Source organism: Halalkalicoccus paucihalophilus (assembly GCF_001593955.1).
Taxonomy (GTDB): Archaea; Halobacteriota; Halobacteria; order Halobacteriales; family Halalkalicoccaceae; genus Halalkalicoccus; species Halalkalicoccus paucihalophilus.
On record NZ_LTAZ01000013.1, the window covers coordinates 326,412 to 348,598 of the forward strand.

At 49.5% G+C, this 22,187-nt stretch carries 11 protein-coding genes; 8 read left to right on the forward strand and 3 right to left on the reverse strand.

Translation table 11 applies throughout. The annotated features are described in order from the left end of the window. Positions 1-462 precede the first annotated feature (462 nt). From HAPAU_RS21195 to HAPAU_RS16825, 6 genes are all read left to right on the forward strand, one after another. A complete protein-coding gene (locus tag HAPAU_RS21195; protein ID WP_157078526.1) occupies positions 463-4,224 on the forward strand; it encodes a hypothetical protein in 3,762 nt (1,253 codons plus the stop codon). Positions 4,225-4,316: 92 nt separating this feature from the next. Further along, the gene (locus HAPAU_RS16810; RefSeq protein WP_066385074.1) at positions 4,317-7,988 is read left to right on the forward strand and encodes a helicase-related protein; all 3,672 of its coding nucleotides are present in this window, start codon (positions 4,317-4,319) and stop codon (positions 7,986-7,988) included. Positions 7,989-8,002: 14 nt separating this feature from the next. After that, entirely contained in the window at positions 8,003-9,889 is a 1,887-nt protein-coding gene (locus HAPAU_RS16815) for a DUF1998 domain-containing protein (RefSeq protein WP_066385075.1), read from the forward strand. Between the two features lie 63 nt (positions 9,890-9,952). Beyond that, the gene (locus HAPAU_RS16820) at positions 9,953-10,795 is read left to right on the forward strand and encodes a phospholipase D-like domain-containing protein (protein WP_169802679.1); all 843 of its coding nucleotides are present in this window, start codon (positions 9,953-9,955) and stop codon (positions 10,793-10,795) included. A gap of 109 nt (positions 10,796-10,904) precedes the next feature. Next, on the forward strand, positions 10,905-11,516 hold the full coding sequence (locus HAPAU_RS20300; RefSeq protein WP_084383850.1) for an HNH endonuclease signature motif containing protein: 612 nt from the start codon (positions 10,905-10,907) through the stop codon (positions 11,514-11,516). A 426-nt stretch (positions 11,517-11,942) separates the two neighbouring features. Then, positions 11,943-12,728, forward strand: a complete 786-nt coding sequence (locus tag HAPAU_RS16825; protein ID WP_066385078.1) for a hypothetical protein — start codon at positions 11,943-11,945, stop codon at positions 12,726-12,728. Between the two features lie 1,016 nt (positions 12,729-13,744). Here HAPAU_RS16825 and HAPAU_RS16830 read toward each other — a convergent pair. The 3 genes from HAPAU_RS16830 to HAPAU_RS16840 all read right to left on the reverse strand — a co-directional run bounded on the left by HAPAU_RS16830 (position 13,745) and on the right by HAPAU_RS16840 (position 17,380). Further along, complete coding sequence (locus HAPAU_RS16830) at positions 13,745-14,452, reverse strand: DUF6339 family protein (RefSeq protein WP_066385080.1); 708 nt, start codon at positions 14,450-14,452, stop codon at positions 13,745-13,747. Position 14,453: 1 nt separating this feature from the next. After that, positions 14,454-15,149, reverse strand: coding sequence for a hypothetical protein (locus HAPAU_RS16835; protein ID WP_245634200.1), 696 nt, complete (start codon positions 15,147-15,149; stop codon positions 14,454-14,456). A gap of 338 nt (positions 15,150-15,487) precedes the next feature. Then, a complete protein-coding gene (locus HAPAU_RS16840) occupies positions 15,488-17,380 on the reverse strand; it encodes a hypothetical protein (protein WP_066385084.1) in 1,893 nt (630 codons plus the stop codon). Positions 17,381-17,679: 299 nt separating this feature from the next. Between HAPAU_RS16840 and HAPAU_RS16845 the strand changes: the two genes are divergently transcribed. After that, entirely contained in the window at positions 17,680-18,789 is a 1,110-nt protein-coding gene (locus tag HAPAU_RS16845) for a DNA cytosine methyltransferase (protein WP_066385223.1), read from the forward strand. A 191-nt stretch (positions 18,790-18,980) separates the two neighbouring features. Beyond that, a complete protein-coding gene (locus HAPAU_RS16850; protein ID WP_157078527.1) occupies positions 18,981-21,314 on the forward strand; it encodes a DUF5797 family protein in 2,334 nt (777 codons plus the stop codon). Positions 21,315-22,187: the final 873 nt, after the last annotated feature.

Here is a 22,187-nt window from a genome sequence, read left to right on the forward strand (position 1 = left end):
GGCCTTCACCGATGTACTTGGACTGGCCTTGGCGTACGTTGCCATCTATAGCCCATTCCCTTTTGCGAAGAGGAGTTTATAGCGTTGATCGGCGTTGTCTCTGCGAATGCTGACCCCCGTAATCTGATAGCCAAACCCTGTACTGAAGATCGTCTCGATTTAACTTTGATTGTAATAATCTCTGTAAGTAATCGTTCACGCTACCTTTAGGCGTGAATCAATAGTATACAAGATTGAGTATAGGTAACCGAAACTGTATCATGCTAATAACTAATGAAGTGATATGAGAGATAGAATATTTGAAGGAGATCGCGAGGTTTGAGGGTTTTCAACCTCCTCAATATATAGTTCTAACCCAAAATGAACTTAATCAACAGATATTATGGAAGTAATGGGGACGGCACAAGGGTTTAGCCAATTCTATATAAATGGGGCTCAACATCCCAGGGGGTCCTACGGTAAATGGATGAGGAGAAAATAGAGGCTATCGGTAAAGCACTCCGGACTGAGAGACACAGAGTTAACGCAATTAATTTAATCTCGAAAATTAATCCTCTACCTCAATCTCTGGCTACAGCTTGGATTAATGACATAGTCTACGCTCTTGATACCGAGACTGGAGCGTACAATAAATTCCAGATTCTTAAGCAGCTAAAACGGTTAGCCCAAGAACATCCTAGCGAAGCTGTGGTAGCTGTCCCCTCAGTCGCCAAAGAAGTGAACAATGAATTACGGAACAGTGCTGAGGAGGATCTCTCAAGCAATACCAAGGTGAATTGGGGTACGGAAATTCTGCAGTACATTTTAGAAGGGACGGACGCCTCAGAAGCACGCTTTGATATCCATCCAAGAGATATTAATGCGTTCCTTAATTACGGTGGTTCGGAACACCGTTCACTTGGGTACCGGTTGTTAGGACGGAGTGCTACTCCAGAAGCTGTCCGAAAACTTACCAGAGATGATATTTCATACGAACTAGAATTAGTTGTTAGTTCATATGAGGAGGCAATTAAAGACGCATGTACTATCGTTCTGGATTTTCTTAGCAATGATGAAAATATTACCACTACGGAAACTATTGTTTCGTTTTCCGAATTGTATTCAGCTGATGTCTTAGAACCTGATTCTCAAACGTTAGAATATGTTCGAAACCAACTCTTAAACCTACTACGAACGGAAGACAGGAATGAAAAACAACTCCTATCCGTAATTGTGGAAATTTCGAAGGAAAACAAGGACTTCGCAAAGGTGATCGGAGAAGAGGCATTCAAACTCTTAGATGGCGATTCTAGCGATCAATATGTCGCTTGGCGTATACTGTCAAGAGTTGCAGAGTGTACTCCGATTGTCGTACTTAACAGGTCTGATAAATTGATACAAGAGATTACTGCTAATGGATCTGATAGCACTTTAGAAGGTTTGAAGATTGTATCAATTCTCGGTAGACATGGTCCTGCGGTTCCGGCGGATCTTGCTAAAGCCACGATATGCGCTCTAAAAGAAGAAGAACGAGATATCGTCATCGCGGCAGTAGAAGCCGTTTCTACAATAGATTTTTATCCACCACCAGATCCGTTGATGACTCTGGCGGAAGGGAACGATAAGGTTGGCAAAGCAGCTTCAAAAGCAATAGACGAATTATTAAAGAGAGAGCGAGACCGTTTGACATCTTCTGATAGGAAATTTCAGTTAGCTGAATCAGAGGTGAGTCTATTCAAAGGCGATAGAGGAAGGACCCACCTTAAACAACGCACGCGAGATGGATTTTGGGCTGATCTTGATCTTAGTAAAATAAGGATGGGTACCGTGAAGGAGACGGTAATGACTGTAAATAGGGACGAAAATGTCCCTGTCGTATTTCCCTACTATGAACCGAGGGATGTAGTTCTCCTTGCAATAGCACTAGTACTGAGTGATACTAAGGCCAAGAGACAGATTGGGATATATTCTCCTGGTTCAAGAGCACACTGGGGAATGAAAGGTGAGATTAGAGATGAATTAAATAAATTTGCGCTCTCAAATGTTGCGGGCGAAGTAGTTAACGCAGTACCAATTCCCAATATTGTCCCTCACGCCTACGTCTGGGATAAGGAAGTGAAAAACGATTCCAGAGGGGACGGACCTGGGCGCTTCATCCTCTGTAAGGAGCTACACGATTTAGAATACGTTAGTGATCTCGACGTCATTTTGTTGAATTTGACATCCAGAACGAAAGAGGATCTACAGGAGAGACTACGAGATGTTGAGGAAAAACACCCACAAGCAACATTCGTTAATGCATATAGTTACTATGTGAAAAATGAGAGAGATGGCCGCCCGAGATACGGTCCGCCTCTAGGATTAGATTCAATATCAACTGTTCCCGGCCTCAACACAATTGATACCGTTCTACAACGATCTAATTTCAATCGGGAATCGTATCTCTCCGAATCTGCCCCCGCCGACTTTACCTTATCTAGCTTGACGAAATGTATCAATACTCAAAAGAAGTGGTCACTCGGTGAAGACGATATCCGGTCGTTAGCGGATGCAGCGTCAATAAGAATAGACCACGTTAAGGCCAAAGATATCTCGTCGCTACTAGATCAAGTGTTTAAAGAGTCGGCTAGTCTGAGAGGCGTTGATGATGGCGGTGCAGGGGGGATGATCTTCTCTCGTCAACTGTTCTTTGAACGGCTTCCAGTGCCAGGTAAAGACTTTGACGAGTGGGTGCGAGAGCGTTACTACAGGGGCGAATGGTTCGTTCCACCGCTCATTAACGAGAGAATTGGGGATATTGAGGAGAGAGCAGGAACGGTAGAGAATCTCCAAGCAGTACGTCCACTGAACAGATCTGTGCGGATCTTCCAGCAGATAGATCAGCGGCTCCGAGAACAAAATCCTCTATTTGACAAACTGAAGGAATACATCCGTGATACTAGAGAAAACGATCAACGCTTGGCAATCTTTAGCGAGAGTCCGAAGCATGCAGAGATACTCAAATATTCCCTCTTGAAACAGGAAGTAGTCACTCAAGACGAACTAGACACGGGTTTTATTTCCGTCGTCTCTCCCGATGAGGCGAGAGGAATGGACGTTCACGACATACTTGTAGTGTTCGGAGTCCTCCATAGAGAGAATGCTGCGTTTTATATTCATCCAAGAGTCTCTGAGACGCTCATATTGACCTACGATCGGACGTGGGCAACAATGGTAGAACGACACGCACGTGAGTTCGTTGAAACCCTAAATGATGTCGTCGGTGGCTCTAACTCCTCTCCATACCTGTATCCCGAGCTATTAGGGGACACCGAACAAGAGCCTGTTGATGAGACAAGTAACGTGGAATCTACAGGGGGTAGCGTGGTGGCCGATGGCGACTCTCAACACTACAAGTCCGGTTCACTGGACCCTGCAAGTTCAGCGGGTCAAGGGTTAAAAACGAAGGTTAAAATTCTCGCTGACGCGATGGAAGCTGTCTCAAGTCGGGAGTACCGTGAGGAGTCGGGGCGGTACGAGAGAGAAATCCGTCATTACATTGTTAAAACTGAATTCGATAAAGAAATCAAACTCACGAACTATGATCGAATCTTGTGTAGACGGCCGAACAACAGCAAGGTAGAGTACCATTGGGTCAGTCCGGAAGCACTTACTTCCGGAGATACCATAGTTACGATTCCAGATGAGATAGAGAGAGAACTATGGAGAGAGCAGCTTCGAAATCTCTACGAAAACGAAGTCAATGCAGACCAGGCAATTAATCGGCTTACCGATTGGTATGAAGCATTGCAGGAAATCTGGCGTCGTATTGAAGAAGACCTATCCACCACTGAAATTGCCACCGATTCGAAAATCCATGAAGTGATATTTGAAAATCTGGAACAGTCGAATGATAATTTTGAACGTACCAAGCCAACTGTCCAAACTTGGTTTAACTCGGTTCTGGAGGCAGACGGACCGCTTAATCTTGTTAAGGACCCCTCACTGACGATCGGACCGAGATCGTATTCAGATATTGAAGCCATTGGTCGTGCATTCAAATATGACCGACTCTCTGCCGACGCGAAGGAAATTGAAGCTGCAATGGAAGGACTCCGAACGATAAACCGCCAGCAGGGCCACGAACTCCACGATGCGATCCGAGAGCAGATGAATACTAGTAAATCCACGCATGTACGGGAGGCCGCAGAACAGCACGTAGTAAAGGATATAAAACAGATAAATAATGAGTTTAATTCTAACTAAGTTTTGAGAACACTCTGATCGTTGAAGGGACTTTTCCCAACGTAAAAAGCCACAACTGAATATTTAAGCCCCCACGAGAGAAACGCGGAGTTGTGTCTCCTCGATTTGATTCAATACCTCCGAAAACCGATCCGGAGTACGTTCGTCCCCCGGATAGCGCGTATAAAGTATCAGATGATCCGTCGTATCGACGGCACCAAGCCGTCAACAAGGTTTTCACCGAGAGACTCACGAACCGTATCACTGGGCGTGGTGACAAACAGCAGAGGGTCTTTGGGATAGACCCGCAGGAGCAGTTCTTCGCCGGTGTTCTCGCCAGTCAGTACCCCTACCGGAAAGCTCAGGCTGAGGACGACACCTTCCAGAACATCGCCACAAAGGTCGCACCGTTTACACTTGGTCTGAAATTTCGTCTTAATGAGGACGTAGCAGACGACGCAGTTGTAGACGTAACACCAGACGCGAAGGTCTTTTACCGACGTTATCCGACATATAAGGAACAAGTTGAACACGGGGAACTTGCAAACGCGGCAGAAGACATTGAGATAGAGGAGGTGAAAGAGACCGACGTTCGTGCCGATGGCGGCACCGAAGCTGAGGGTGCTCGTACACAGAGCTTGGTCGGAGTGTATGAGCGACTAGAACCGTCCTTCCCATCAATAGAGCTGACGGGCTCGGATCTTAAGGAAGCTGCTGAGACTGGTCAAACTATAAAACAGAGTTTAGACGAACCATTCGCGGAGGCTCGGAGAGAGTTTGAAAACGCCAAGCGAACATTCCGTGAAGCCGACCCAGACGCAACATACCGAGAACAGGGAGACGTTCCACCCGAAGCGCGAAAAGACGAGTCCTCGTTTAAGGAGTACATCAATCAAGTGTTCTCTGGGGAGCCAGTCCCTACACCGTGGAGGGCTGCAGTTAGAATCACCTGCAGTCGCCGTCCGGAAGAGAGCACTATCGTGGTTTCCGTTCAACTCGTCAACACACACGGTGAAGACTTTAGCGAAGCCATCAAGTGCGACTCCGAGTGGCAGACGTACCTATTTGATGCTGGAGTCTCTGTCGATATTAACGGCGCGTCTCTCCTTCCCTTTGAGTCCCAAGAGATTCGTGACAAGTACCAATATGACGGAGAGATCTACGCCGTTGGCGAGAACTGTGCAGTGAATTCTAGAGGTGGAGAGACGGTGAGCTATGCCGAGACTACCACGGTTCCTATCCACGAACAACCGAAGTACCGGTCCCGCGAGACTGTCCCCGCACCCTTTGAAGCTCTCGCTGACGGGGTCACAAACAACGTGTTGGGAGTGATCGCAGACGAGATGGAACGAGCTGCAGAACAGTACGACGAACTGAGAGATGAAGTGCTTAAGGAGAAATCAGAGGCGGCCGGCGAGGATTTCAATAACGCGATAGAGGAGTTCATTGCGGAGCGTGAGCGTTTTAAGCGAGGGCGCAAGCTGATCCAGGAAGACGAAGACGTAGGGCGGGCCTTTAGGGCACTGAACCGAACGTTCTCTCAAATGGGTGATGAGTTCACAGAGTGGCGACTCTTCCAGATTATCTTCATTGTGATGAGTATCCCGGACATTGTCGCCCAAGCAGACCCCGACCGAGACATCAAAGATCATCTTGATATCGGTGACGTGATTTACTTCCCGACTGGTGGCGGGAAGACGGAAGCCTACCTCGGACTCGTCGTTTTCACGGCCTTCTACGACCGTCTACGCGGGAAGCACTTCGGCACGACAGCTTGGACAAAGTTCCCCCTCAGACTACTCTCCCTCCAGCAGTTGCAGCGAATCGCAAACGTGCTCTGTCAGGCCGAGACAATTCGTCGAAAAGATGATAACTTTAGTGGAGAAGAGTTCAGTGTCGGGTACTTCGTTGGGAAGAACAACACACCGAACAAGGTGATAGAAGGTGATTCAAACGGTGCGAACAACGCACGGAAAGCACGGGACAATAAAGAGAAGCAAGAAGATTGGCTCATCGTCTCCGAGTGTCCGTACTGTGGAGAAGATTCCGTTGAAGTCACGGGAGACGAACAACGTCTACGGATTGTCCACCAGTGTACGAACTCGGAGTGTCCCGAGGTAGAGCGTCAGGGAGGTGAGGCCGCCGAGTTGCCCGTCTACATAACGGATGAAGAGGTATACCGGTACGCGCCAACGTTTATCGTGAGTACTATTGACAAGATGGCGATCATGGGGATGCAACGGCGAGCACGTACACTGTTCGGTCGAGTAAAACACAGGTGCCCCAACCATGGCTATACGGGTGAGAACAGATGCCTGTGTGACGATTGGAACTACCCGGATGACATACAGTGTGATAGCGAGTCGCTAGAATCCGTAGACCCAGTTGACCCTCCATCTCTCTTCATCCAGGACGAGTTACACCTGCTACGGGAGGAATTCGGAGCGTTCGACTCACACTACGAGACGTTCCTACAAGAATGGATGGACAAAGTAACGGACAATGGTTGGACTCCCAAGTACGTCGCCGCCACAGCGACGATAGCTGGTGCGAAAGAGCAGGTCCAGTCTCTCTACTGGCGTGACGCGAAAATCTTCCCCTCTCAAGGTCCCCGTTTGAAACAGTCGTTTTACGCCTATGAAGACCCCCATCAGCTTGGCAGACAGATGGTCGGGGCTGTACCGCGGAGTGTCTCTCGGACGTTCGCAATCAACACAGTGATCAAAGAGTACGCTCAGATTGTCCAGAAGTTCCGTGCCGACCTTGATTCGCTCCGCGACGCTCTATTTTCTATTGATGCAACGAGCGGGCCTCTTGACCTACCAGATAAAGTCAATGAACAGGAGAACCTCCTCCAAGACCTCTTGACACAGTATGAGACACAGATCTCGTACAACATCTCAAAGGGCAACAGCGACATGCTCCAGCGGTCGGTCAAAACGATGATCAACTGGCAGTTAGAGTCCTACGGAGAGCCTTACAAGTCACTTACATCCGTGTCGCTGACTGGAGAGACGCCGATGAGTATCGTAAGAGACGCCCTTGATCGGCTGGAATCTGACGACCCAGACCGACCAATCGACATCGTCATCGCCACTTCAATGATCTCCCACGGGGTTGACGTCAATAAGTTCAACTTCATCTCATTCTTTGGGATGCCCCGGAATACTGCCGAGTACATTCAAGCGTACTCACGGGTTGGCCGACGCCACACTGGAAGTGTATTCCTCCTGTTTGACTCAATGCGGGCGCGAGATCGGAGCCACTACACTCGTTTTGATCACTATCACCGTTATCAAGACCTTCTAGTGGAAGCGACACCGTTGGAGCGGTGGGCGGAATTCGCCGTTGAGTGTACATTACCGGGGATATTTGCTGGCCTGATCATCCAGTACTACGATGAACTCCTGGAAGACCAGTATGACGACCGTGTGTACCTCCACGAAGGACTTCAGGAAGCGGCTCGGAACGGCGATATTGACCGTGAAGAGATGCTGGAGATGGTACTACGTTGTTACGCCGTCACTGAGGATCATGAGCGCGAGTGGGCCGACACGACCGGGATGCAGCTCTACCGGGAGAAACTGAAGAAGTACTTTAAGGAACTGTGGACTCGTGCTATGAAGAAACCGCTTAACCCGAAGAAAGACTGGATAGGGTTCCTGCTTGACCGAGAAGAAGATCACAGAGGCCCCATGCGGAGTCTCAGAGATATCGACGAACAGATACCCGTCTACCCGACCCCCGGATCGGCCGTCGCTCTCAAGATGTTAACTGACAATTAGAGCCCAGAGAAATCATGAGCCACGAGAACGCGGAAATGGAACGCGGTGTAGCGCAGGTGCTAGCAAATTTTGTACCTGGCGACCTGTTTGACTACGCTAGGTATGGGATCACTATGATGGTAGATGAGTGGCACCACCAAGAGATGGACGTTGATCAGCGACGGATAGCGAACCATGTTGAGGGGCGAGTGTCAAGCTTCCGGAACGGTGAGAGTCCGCCTTGGTCCGAACTAGACGAAGCCCGTATTGATGTATTTCGCCCACAGCAGGTCTACGGCGAGATCTTCCCAACAACGATGGTCTGCAAACGGTGTGACCACGTTGAGTATCGAGACACGGCTAAGGGGTTCGAATATACGAATGGACGATGTACACGGGGTGGGTGCGGCGGTCAGCTCCAACAACTATCGTTCATAGCGACGCACGACTGTGGGGAGATCTTCACTCTGAAGCCATCAAGTTGCGGCGCACACGGGTATGACGACGTCCGTCTGAATCGGGGGAATCCGGAAGACATGCGGACGTGGTCCTTTGAGTGTGGAATATGCCACCAGCGGACTGGGGACCTATCTGCTTACTGTGACCGTTGTGATGAAATCGTCCGATCCATACAACCGACTAACGCTGGGACGGTGTTCTACCCTCAGCGAGAGATCATCGTTGATATTCCCCACGTCGGGGTACAAGAAGACGAAATCCCCTACGGTGAGGAGTGGACTCGCATTCTGATGGCTGCGCACCTCGGAGACGTTGATTTAGATAAGAAAGATGTCACTCTTGAGGACATAGCGAGCAGTGAGCAGTCAGAAGAGGAAGTCCTTGAAGACCTGTACGACCAGTTCGGAGAAGAGTGGGTTGAGGAGAACAAGAAACAGGCGCTACAGATTGCGATGGGTAACTCTCCAAGTCGAGGGACAGTCGTAGCCCAGAACCGCGACCGTATCCAGTTGCCGGCAGAGCGAGGGCAGAACGATGCAGGTGCAGCTTACACCGCAGTCGCCCACGAACTGTTCACGTTCCTGAGATCCACACGCGGCTACGAAGGAGGTTCAATGCGCGAGAGCGTCGAAGAACGCCACCCTACTCCACGGGCACTGTCCGAGTTCGTGGATAACAACGAATTCGTAGAGAAGTACCCGCAAGCGAAACTGTACCGAGAGAAGTTAGACCGAATCCACGTGTCCGACGCTTGGGTCGTAGATAATTTCCCGCTGTTGAACACCGTGTTCGGCTACACACGCGATTCACCGGACGCCAGTGAGACGGCATTACGGGCGTTTGACCATCCGTACAATCTTGACGCTCTCACCGTCTGGGGAGACCGTTCACCGTCAGAGGCGATAGTCCTTGAACTTGACAGAGCGGCCATCGTTGATTGGCTCGTCAAGAACGACTATCTCACTGATACATCGGCACCGGACACCGACGATGACGTAGAATTGAAGCGATGGTTCCTGAATACTTTCAACAACACTCAAACCCAGAATCCATTCACGCCGATAGAGCATGAGCTGACGGACGTTGTCTATCGACTGATCCACTCCAGCAGTCACGCCTTAATGAGTACCGCGAGTGAACAGTGTGGTCTCGGCACCGACAGCATTTCTGAATTGCTCCTCCCAACTGTCCCTGCGATCGTCCTCTACGCTCAGAGCATGGAACACTTCGCACTCGGTGGAATGTTCACGTTGTTTAAGACCAGGATTCACCCCTGGATTGACAACGCAGTTGACCACGCCTCCCGGTGTATCTATGACCCGGCGTGTCTTGACGACGACGAAGGAGCTGCCTGTCACGCGTGCCTTTACGTCAGCGAATTCACGTGTGAGTACTATAACGGAGCGCTCGACAGAGAGTTACTCGTCGGGGGTGACAAGCACACCCCATTCTGGGATGTATAGAGATAGATGACCCACGGTAATGAGTGGTTCGACTCCGAAATGGATTTTACGATCGCTCGGGGTGTGAGCGACGCTAAACTACTCCTAGCTCTCCGGGACTACTTCACTGGGTGTTCCGAACAAAATATCGAGGTAGATCGAGCGAAGCTCAATCGTTCACTGGACGCCGAACTGACGAAATCCGACGCGGAATCCCTCTTCACGGGATTGGTATTGAGCAGAGTAGCGAATCAGAAGCGCAGAGGGCGATCGTTCGCCGACTACTCGTTCATGGTTGAGTGCGAGCCCGCAGCGAGAGTACTTGAGACTCAGAGAATCGCGAGAGCCGCGCTAGAAGAGGCAAGAACGAAGAGTTGGCGGAGCCAAACTCCTGACGCAGAGTTAACCGCCACTTTTCCTCCAGAAATTACCGACGAGGTATTGACCAATGTTCGGCCTCTTTCTGACGATCTCCGAACGCTGTTTTTTGGCGCCGACTCCCTTGTTCGGATCGCAAATCCGTACTTTGATCCGAACCCTTCCGTGGTCGGTGACATTGCGAGCCTAGCGAATCGTGGTGTCAAGACGAAGATTCTGACTCGTGAAACGAATTCAGCGAGTTTGAACCTCGTATCTGCGTTAAACTCCGTTTACGAAGGAATAGATCCACCGAATCGACACAGATTAAAGGTCCGTGATCTCTACGAGAGAGACGGCGAAACTGGACGCCAAGCTTACGCAACTCACGCAAAGATCGCGATAGCCGATAGTGAGGTCTGTTACATTGGGAGCGCCAATTTGACCGACACGAGCCTCTCAAACAACTTTGAGTTGGGTGTCCTCCTCCGGGGAGAGAACGTCAAAGTCGCTACCGAGGTATTTGATACTGTTTTTGATTTTGCGAGAGAGGTGAAATTACCTATCTGACGGGAGTCCTAAAATCGTCCTTCTCTCTTCTGGAAAGGACAACCGGAATCATTGACTGGAGTACGTGACTGGCGGACGTTTGTTTGTTTACGGCATACTGTCTCAAAGTATGAGTAGAAACACCTGGACACGTGATGAATATCTTGCAACCCTAGACTTGTACATTAACCGACCAGAAGTCGTGGAAGACGAAGACGAAGACGATCCATTGGTTCAGGAAGCAGCTTCATTCATCAGTAGAACCCCAGATGGACTCGCTCTACGACTAGCCACCTATCGACACCTATATCCACAGAGTACAGAGGGAATAATTCACGTTAGTGAAGATTGCCGTGAAATTTGGGAGGAATATTATCGAAATGACGATGAATTAGCTTACGAAGCCAATCTCGCCAGACAGCAACTCGCATCGGTTAACAGGGATTCGGTTGAGACAGAAGAGTATCGTAGTGTTCAAACCGGAGAGGTAAACACACAACAGAAGAGTCAAATAGGCCAAAGCGGCTTTCGCTCTCTTGTACGCTCACAGTATCAAGATGCCTGCCTCCTCTGTGATATCTCCACTCCCGGTTTACTCCAAGCAGGACATATTTTAGATTGGAGCGAATTCGAAGAATTGAGAGAAGACCCCGGCAACGGAATGCTACTCTGTCACAATCATCATTGGGCCTGTGACCTCGGGATTTTCACTATATCAGAGACTCACGATTTGATTGTTTGACCCGAATTCTCAGATGGAGGGGCATACCTTGAGCGTACATTGAACGATTGAGAGACGATCAACATTCTTGGACAATCTCCTGCTAAAGAGTATCTGAAACGACGTAACGAGCGCCTTTCTTAGTGGCCGCCGGAGGATTATGACGAAGCGGGATGAACACAGAAGATAGTGAATAGATAAGTTGTAATTCAATGATCCAGACACTAGCTGATAATTTGGTAGAGGAGTACGGGCCGTGACTTACCGGTCCAACTAATATATAGGACCAGTCCAACCTCTTTCCGAGATAACGAGCTTTATTTCGGGGTCTTCCCAATCAACAGATGATGGCTGAGAGTCGCCGAATATCCAATTCGTCTCTCGTACTTTCCGAAAGGAAATGTGACCTTTCTATTCTGAGCTTACAGGAGGGGGGCAGGTAAAGCTATGTCCGACTCAGAACAAGATCAAATCCGTATTCTTCACTGCTTTGCAGACTATGGTGTTGAGAGTGAAGCTCTTGTGACCTACGGAGACGTCGTAAGAGTAGGAATTAACGCACGTGACACGAACGAAAGTGAACCAATTCAAGCCGACGCATACCATCTTCCGTTCAATGAAGATACTGTGTTTGACCTGGGGTTCTTTCATCCTGTGTGTAAGCGATGGGCCTCACTGACTAGCATTTCGGGAGATCCAGAAGACCACCCTGACCAGATACCAAAAGCGCGTGAGATTGGCGAAAAGTACTGTAAACACTACGTGATTGAGAATAAGCCCCAAGCACCACTTCAAGACCCCGTTGTCCTCAGCGGACAGATGTTCGGCTTACCAATAGCATACGAACGAGGGTTTGAGATGACGTTCCGAGTCCCACAACCGCCCCGTCAGAAACAGTTGGGGAGTGAAGATAAAGTTGAGACGTCCCCGTTCTTCTTCTCCGAGCGTTCAAAGGAGTGGTGGGCTTCGGTGAAGGGATATCGTGCCGACCGCTATCCAAAGGAGCACCTAGCGAAGAACGCCATCCCCGCTCCCTACGTTCACTATCTTTGTCGTGAGTGGTTGAAAGTTTACGAAGCAGAGAACGGTGCAGATGCTGAACGGCCGGATTACTCTGATTATGACGAGCAGATGAACAAGCGTCGACGTACCGAAGCTAACCAGTCAATCTACGATTACGTAGAGGGCACTCCCGGATCAGACGAAACTCTTGACTCGTATGAAAATGAGTGACCATGCGTCCGTCTAACAAGGGGGGTATCACCCATTCCCCCTACTCCTGTAATTACTCAAGTTTGTAACGCACAATCACACGGCTGTCTCTGTTGAAATCATTTGTTACTGACAGTCGGAAGAGACGCTCTACGTGCCACTTTCGGTCAAAGCAATGGAAACTAGCCACTCTACGAAACTGCAGGACGTGAAGTGGGTTTCAACAGAACCACACGGTTATGTATTCCGGACGGCTTCGCTCTGATCTGCGAACAGAACATTACACTCAGTGATAATGCGATATATTCCTATAGTGCTGTGTACGGATGAGAACAGTAGTACGATTTTAACGAAGAGCGGAACCACTATTCGCTATGGTCCAAAAACTACCGGAAACAGCTGACCGATTCCGTTCAGGTCTCTCATCCCGGGCGGAAGCCAACTTACGGGAATATTCCTGGAGGGATAAGAAGAAGATTCTTTACGAGGTATTTATTGATGAATTATTTCTGACATAGATACTTGTGGACGATGTTGCAAGAGTGTACCTAGTCTTTCTTAATTGAATTTCTACTCTTCGCTCTATTTATGGACAAATATTGAATATTTCGAGAAAAAATTGAAATCCTTGATCTTCAGCGTATGCGAGCCGAAGCCCTATCTCCGATAGCGGCGGAGTACGACTATTTACCGAAAGAGCCGCAAGAGATGGTGGATCTGATGCGTGTTAGGACCTTACATAGCCAACGCGACGCTATGTACCGCCTGTGAGCGGGCTCTATCGATCCTTGATCGCAATGTTGAGCGCGTGTATCAACGTGTATTCGGAGACAATTCCTCGGAAATGAAGCTAATCGTATGGAGTTCATTAGAAGGATGCTTCCGAAAGACAACTCTATTGCCCGAGCCTACAATTTAGCTCTTGTGGATTTTGGAACGCTGATATGTGATAAAAGTGAATACAATTGTGAGACCTGTTTCGCATCAAACTACTGTTTCTACCACGAGAAGGGAGTCAATACGTGACGACGAGGAATTTATTCCTTTGATTCGTAGATTTCAGAGAGGATCTGTTGGACCAGTTCTCGGGCATCAGACTGGCTTAGTCCTTCAAGTTGAACGTTGGTCAACGCGTGGTTGAAACGTCGAGTAGTTTCGTCAATGACCCATGATGGTTCGTCGGCTAACTCGTCACACAATGCGACGACGGCGGGTCGGTAGCGGGCGAACCAGCGATCGAATACCTTGTTGACTATCGTCTGGTTGGAGAACACCGCGTCGGTCCGGTTGTAGTCGTCATTTTCGTGAGTGAGTTCCGCTATCCACCAGAGACGGTGGATAGCGTTGGAGTAGAGGTCTGTACCTGCTCCAAGGAACTTCTCTCGCATCGCTTCTTCTGAGTGGTACTCCCACCGATGGCGGACGAAGTCGGGGTGCCGAACAACGGCTAACCAGTGCCACAGCCCTGGATCGGCAGCGACACGACGGGTTATGTCCAAGTGTTGGTGGACATTACTCGCTAATGCTGCATCCATACTCGTATCGTATTTAGAGTGCTTGAGAACTACACGGCCTACGACGGTATCTAACGCACTCAGGTCGGCAGTTGGGTTCCCTGGGAGAGGCTCAACGTACTCGGACAGGTCGTCTTCGTTAAGTAAGTCCTCCCCTCGGAGGAACGAGTCGCCGATTAATCTTCGACCGTCCTCGGTGAGCCTCTTCAGTTCGTATGACTCCGTGCTCATGTTAGATTTGGAGGCCCTCCTCCATTAGGTTGATCAGCTGAGATCGCGGATTAATGAATTCCTGCAACTCATTGTCGATACGCTGTATTAAGTGTGGTAACTTTTTACTGTCCTTAATCTCGTCTCGCAATCGGAGCGCGGCTTCTGTCACGTCCTCCACTTCGTACAATTGTCGTCCGAACGATTGGATCACCGTTCGTTGCCACTCGTAGTCTACCTCACCTTCGTAATCTATTGCGCAAGCTGCCCGGACAATAAGCTGCGTCCAGATACCGTAGCTGATCTGGTCCAGTATGACGTCTCGCATTCTCGGCCCAGCTCCTACGGAGCCGTCACGCTGTAAAACGTCCGTGATTCGAGGGTTGTCCGAGTTGATCCACAGCTTCGGGCGAGATTCGTTACGGAAGTCCAGGTAGTACAGCTTCTCTCCGTCTGGTAAGTGAGCAGACTGAGAAAAACTCATTTCCTCACCGTCAATGAACGCTCGCTCTTCTCGCTCGGAACTGTCAATGAGGATGGTGTATATCTTACCGTCTGCGAGCCTAACGTTTGATCTCGTCGCGTAGTCACCGTCACTACTTCCGCGTTCGGCACGGACTAGATACGGTCGTAACTCAACTTTCCCTCGCAGATTTGACCACTCTAAGTTAATCTCAACGTCGTAGGTTCCAGGCGTAGTTGGATCCTCTGAAACCATAGAGCGTCCTCGGTATATGGTTTTGTGGCACCGGACCGCGACGTACAACTTAGCTGGGGGTTCATCTCGTTCTTCCTCCGGAAAGACAGTAAAAACGACGTCGTCAGGAACTACGAGACGGCCAGACAACGTCGCTTTATTCCACGGTTGGTGGCCTTCCGACAAACCGATCGGTCCGTCAGCCGTTAAGTCAACGCGCGTCTGGCCTGCCTTAAGGTTGAGGGAGCCCGTCTCCTGATCGTCAAGAGTGTAGGTGTCAAGGTCAAATTCGAGACCGTCGTTGGAGTACGGGAACGGAAGTGCTGTCCTCCGATGTCGTTGAGAGAGTTGGACCATTTTCAGTCACCAGCAGGGGTTTCCATCTCCGCCTTGATTTCAAGCTGTGTCTCTCCTACGTTACCGCTGAAGAACGCCCCACTACCGATCTCGTAAGACTTTCCATGGAATTTGACTTTGTGCGCGTCTCCATCGGCGACGATACGTGCAACACTATCATCCACGTGAACTGTGACAGCCTCAGAATCCGCAGTCAGCGACGAAATCGGTACCTCGTCTTGTTTAGATCCGTCTTCACCGATCCCCGTGAGTGAGACCTCTGCGGTCCACTTTTCGAACTCCTCTTCCGGGGATACATACCCAGTGAAGGCCCAATGGTCTCCCTGGAATGAAGAGGAACTCTTGATCTCAAACACTCTGGAAGGGGAGTCCACTCTATTCTGTCTTTGGACGTTCCCGTGGATTGGAAACCGCTTTAGAACTCTATTGGACAGGGTATTGTTCGTATGGCCACTACGAGCGACGAGGTGACGGAGTCCGTCACGTAGGGTATCGAACATTTCGTCAATAGCTTTCCTGAATCCACGTTGGTACTCATCACGGAGGTTTTCCGTTGATTCCCACTCGTCATGTTCGGGGGGCTCTGCGAACCGGAGAAAACGGTCAATCTCTGCGTCGCTCTTGATTGTTCGGTCTGCTCGCGCTTCACCGCACGCAAGGACACCGAAGAAGTTCCGGTCACCGAACGCTACCCTGCTTTGGTCGTAGTACTTCACCACCATCCCGGCCCCTCTGAACAGAGCGACGTGGTTGAGGTAGGTATCTTCGTCAAGCGGCGAGGCGAGCCGGGCTGCAAGCCTGACGGAGCCATCTGGAGTCTCTCGGTCATCGGACCTACTGGGTATCTTCATCGGGACATCTAAACCAGCCACGTCGCCTGGAGAGTTAAGCGATCCATTTTCAATGTGTCGTTCTTCATAACATTCGACAAAGGGACGAATAGCTGAGACGGTATGGACGTCCGCTTCTTGCTCTTCCTCAGGGGTCTCCACAAAAACACGTAGGTCGCCTCGAGTTATCGCGGGCCAGAAGTACTTCACCGCCGCTTCAAGGAACTCATTGGCCAGGTCTTCCAGTTTTGGTCTAGTGTCGCGGGTAGGATCCTGGTATCCGATCACCATTGCACTGGTTCCGCTGGTTGCAGGACGATCTACATGCAACCGTTCTGCGAGGTGTTCGGCCTCCACTCCCCAGAGCGACTCTGGACGGATACCTTCCTCCGTTTCTTCAGTCTGACATAGCCATCCTGCACCTTGATAGGTACTTCCGTCCTGTTCATGTGTGGGGAGTTTGGTTCGGCCAATCAACCTCGGTCCTAGTTGCTGGTTGTCTTTGGTATCAACGGGTTGTGAGTTGAAAACGACGGTAGATGTGCTTGAAAACGTCCATAGAACCGATTTTCCGAGTCCGTAAGACCCTCCGGCTGTATCTTCCTGTTTACTGCTGTACAACTCGTCCCGAACAAGTGCAGCGAAGTTCGAATCTTCATCCCATTCACCAGTTAACCCGGTTGTGTTCCGATCTTCTACAATGAGCAACCGTAGTTCGGCGCCAGGATCTTCTAGCCTCTTACAGAACCGCTGGTACCCTCTACTGTGATCGTAATTAGAGATGGTAGCTATACGCGCTGAGAGTCCACTCTCCCACTGGAGTGCGTTAAGGAACTCACGACGGTCCTCTCCGCTTAATGTCACGAACCGAAAGGTGACTTCTACCGGGTCGTCACCATCAATATTCTGATCATTAGAGTTCTGAAGAACTTCCCGAACGAACGTCTCAGTATCGTGATCCACGGCGTGTTTCGTAGGGTCATCACCGTACCGTGGAGTTCCTGGACCTCCGCTGAAAAAGTACCACTGTGCGCCTCTTGTTCTGCTACTCAGTTCCTGCGTCATTCAGGATCCACTATTGTATTCATTGTTCGGTTAGTCTTCTTTCTTCCATTTTGGTATGTTCTGATTTCTACTATACAGACGGCGATAGTGGCATTCAAATCGGCAGTTCTCGGTTACCGACTCTCTGGACCACAGGTCATGAGTTCGCCATCACGTCGAGCATATAGACGATAAGTATAGAACACCGATCGAATTATATCAGTGTTTCCGTAGAGGTGTTTTGCGATCTTGTATATGATCTGGTAATAGGTGTCGAATCAGACCACGTTATATATATCGTTAGAATAAAGACGACCAGCATGGACGTCACTGCCGTTGATTTATTCTGTGGTGCCGGCGGTCTCACTCATGGTTTGGAAAAAGCGGGAATCTCCGTCAGCACGGGTATCGACATTAATCCGAAAAGCAAATATCCGTACGAACAGAACACAAATAGTTCGTTCAGGCGAACAGATATTCGACCTCTGTCTCAGAATCCCGAACGTATCGCTCGATTGTTTCCTTGGAACAGTGATCTTAACGTTATCACAGCCTGTGCCCCATGTCAACCGTATTCTACGATGGGACACTCGAAATCAAAAAATACAACTGACCACGAAAAGTGGGGGTTGTTAGACGATCTACGGAAAATTGTAGAGTACGTAGAACCTGACGTCGTCATGACCGAGAACGTATTGCAAGTCAGGCATGACGAAGTTTACAAGGACTTTGTTGAGACGCTAGAAGAGATGGGGTACTTCGTTAACAGTGACGAAAACAAGAACGTATACTGTCCGGAATACGGTATTCCCCAGAAGCGAAAACGGTGGGTGCTCTTGGCATCCCAGAAAGGCCCAATTCGCCTCCCAGATCCGTTCTACACGGATGAAAAGGAGTATCCGGCGGTGAGAGAAACCATCGGACACTTACCCCCAATTGTGGCGGGCGAAGTTCATGATGCCCACGGATTACACCGCTCCCGAAAGCTCTCCAAGAAGAACCTGGAGCGGATTCGAAACATGGAACCAGGAGAGGACTGGCGCATCTGGGAAGAATGTGGATTAGACCACCTACTCGCCGATTGCCACAAGCGAGATAGCGGACGATCCTACAAAGCGCCGTACAGTAGGATGAAACCAGATGAGCCAGCACCAACAATCACGACGCAGTTCTACAATTACGGCAGCGGGCGCTTCGGGCACTACGATACTGACCAGAACAGGGCACTCTCAATACTTGAAGGAGCACTTCTCCAAACGTTTCCGGAAGATTACGACTTCTACCAAAACTGGGATGATGTCGGTGTAAAGAATCTTGGACAGTTGATCGGGAACGCCGTACCGCCCCGTTTGGCAGAGGTTGTCGGCGAATCGATTCTATCTCACATGGATGCCGAACTCGCCACTAGTAAAACGCCTGCTAACAACTGAACTACTGAGACAACCTAGCCGGTAAGAATTTGTCTGTTAAGCAGATAATGTCTTTGATAGATGGTAGCGTCTATCGTGGATCCCTTGATACGGCTGCATTTGGTGCAGAACATCAGCCAGGCGCTCTTTCTCCAAGAGATAAGCTTGGCCGACAATTGCTCTACCGATATCCGGGTTAACGGTGGGCGAACATGACTCAAAAAGGGCTCCCCACCTCACGTGTTTCAATTGATCGGATCTTCAATAACGGAGAATCTGTCCATAAACGAGAAAACGGTGAAGACCTACATCTTGGACTTCTACCTCCAGAAGCTGCGGGCAAAGAGTTGCTAGTTGAAATGTGGGATCAAAACGAAGGGAGGGTAGTTGATCCCCGGTATCGCCCCGAGAGAGACCCACCACATGATACAATATCGACTTCAAAAACCCAAGCGAGACTCTCAATGGACAGTCCGAATCTGGGGAAGGGAGACTACGTTGTCGGTATTGTGAGAAATGGCCAGTTTAAGGGAGATCCGAAGTTAGTCACGGGAGGATACCAGATTAAGATCCCCGAGGCACGTTCAGGAGAGATCGCCATCGCTCAAGTTAATGAGGCGGAGAGGCAGAAGTTCGGAGCCAATCACGCGAAAGCTACGAGAATTGACTACCCGTCCGCCTTCGTGGCGTCCGACAAAGCGGATCTCGGTTTGAAGCGTCTGATGTCAGACGGCCGTTGGAGGAAAGTCCCCCTTGGTCGGCTGGAGCGGACTGTTCTCCCTGAAATGGTTCGTCTAATTAGAGAGAGAGAATCCGTCTCAATACTCAATCCGGGATTTGATCCAGATTTTCCCCTTCGCGCAGTGATAGAACTCCTGTATAACGCAGAGCCGCGGTCAAACGTTGCTCTCCTCACGTCGGGGACCTCGGTCCACTGGGGCCAGAAAGGGGAGGTACGAGACACATACCGTGGATATGGACTAGCAGTTAACGAAGGGGAAACCAGAACGGCAGTCCCCTTAGATCAGGTGTTCGCTCACAGCTACGTTTCCAACGGCGAGCTGAAAACGTCATCCGAATCTCTGCTTAATCGGCGGCTTGTGCTCACGAAGAAGATAGACGAACTTTCCGCCGTGAGTGATCTTTCCGTGATCACCGTGGACTATACATCTAGGAAGACAGGAGTTAATAAAGAGACGATCACCAAGCTGCGAGAGCGGTTTCCGAACACGCCGATAGTCTCAATAGCTAGTCTGTACACGAAGAACGAGGGTGATGGTGTACCGCGATACGCTCCACCGAGTTTCTTAGAGGAAGACAAGGTCATCCCGAATTCTAGTGACATTAAAGAGGCCTGTAATGGATACACTCCTCAAGTCGGGAGAACAACCATCGGGACGAATGGAGAGCACTACGCTTCAGGCTCAGAGGGAAGTCCGTTTCCACCGAGTATAACCGACACGCTCGGACTACTTCGGGAACCAAGAATAGAAGTCCAACCCGTTGAAGGAGATGATCTTTCCCGTTGGTTTAAGATGGTCACAAAACACTTCACTGATTTACTTGATAATAATGTAGAACAAGCAGCATACAAAATATACTCAAGAGAGATGTTCTTTAAGAGACTACCTGTATCGACCTATCTGTACAATGAGTGGATCCGCCAGCAGTACGCTGAAGGCGAACGTTACCTGCCCGAAACCACCGACGGAATACTTGAAGATCTTGAAACGTACGGAGGACAGATAGAGGACCTCCGAGCGCCGGCATCCATATTTGGGGCCCTGAGGGCTCTGAGAAAAGTTGAAATTAGTCTTAGGGATAGGAATCCGATGTTTGAACGCATTCGTGACGAAGTATTGGACGCTGTAGAGAACGGGTTTCGCTTGGGAATCTTCTGTCCGAGGAAGAGCTGGGTTCATATGCTCCGAGAGGCACTATCGCAGGATAGTGTGCCGGAGGATGTGATCGGGACAAGCGTAGTGCTCCTTAACAGCGACTCAATCCGTGATATGCCTCCCTGTCGGCACCTCCTCTTTCCCGGACCTCAACATCCTCACTATGCAGGCTTCTACCTCCACCCCCGTACGAAAAAGACAGTGATCCTCTCCTACAATGACCAGAGGACGGGTACAATAGAGAAGCACGCTAAGCAATATATAAATCAGTTAAATATAATGACATCGGGGGCTGCCGAAAGTCCATATCCGATGCCTGCGCTTAATGCCCAAGGTCCCGTTGGTGAGCTTACTTCTAGTGAATCGATCAAAGGAGATCTACTAAAGAAGGATGAGTCAGAGGTTCCAAAGGATAATCAGACTGTGGACCTCACTAAGAAGGACTTACAGCGTCTGGCACAACTAGTTGAATTCGCGCCGACGAAGAACAGCGAACTTGCGGAGGCATGGGATTACAATTCCGGATCGGAAGTTTACCAGTATCTCATTGCTAATCTAAAAGAATTCTATACCAGAAACGAAGACAAACTCATTGTGCCAACTAAGGAAGGAGAGCGCGCTGTTAAGCAACTTAAAAATGAGGACTGAAACGGGTGACTCCATAGAATAAGTTACTCGTCTTTTTGCGGATCAATTATTGCTGGAAGTTTAATAAGTAAATGTTCTTATCTGACATTATTGTTATAATACGCCATAATGGGCATCAGAGAAAGTATGAAAGTTAAGGATCAGATTTGAGCCCTATTTTGAGTAGATCGGATGGGAACCCAACGATGGCGAGGCGGGGTATTTTCTCTTGTATTTTTGGTAACTGCAGAGTCCGGATACCTACCCAATTTACTATGCCTCAATGCGTCGGGCACTGTCGGATTTAGCAATCTGAGAGGGACCAGTTCGCCACTTCACGGTCGCGTTCAGCAGATCAAGTGGTCACGACCGTCTTTGCGCCACGCGTCGATTGCTTCTTGAAGTATGTCTTGGATACGTGGATTCAGCGAACTTTTGAGCCGGGAAAGGACCGTGTCGATTCGCAGCGTATGATGGCCCTCATCGCTCACCTCAACGATCTTTCCGGCATACGTCGTACACCACTTCTGGAACGCGCTTGAGGCCACCTGGCGCGTCTTGAGGTTTAGGATAGCTGCCGCGGGATCCGCTGCGTTCTAGATCTGGTACTCCGTGCTCTCGACGATCACTGCGACCTCTTGCTTGAAATTCTTGCTCGCAAATAAGATCTCAGAAAGAGAATTGATTGGCCATTATCTTAATCTTCACAGACTGTTTCTTGTAATTCGTCAAGAAGTTTTGGTTCGTACTCGGAAAGATACTCAATATCCTGTGGTATTTCGTCCCGTATTCGACTTCTGATTTCCCAAATAACTTGTTGACGGCGGTTTTCTGACCCTTTTTCACCAGCGAGTACACGTCGGTCGTTTTCCGTGAGGAGGCCGCGTGTTCGTG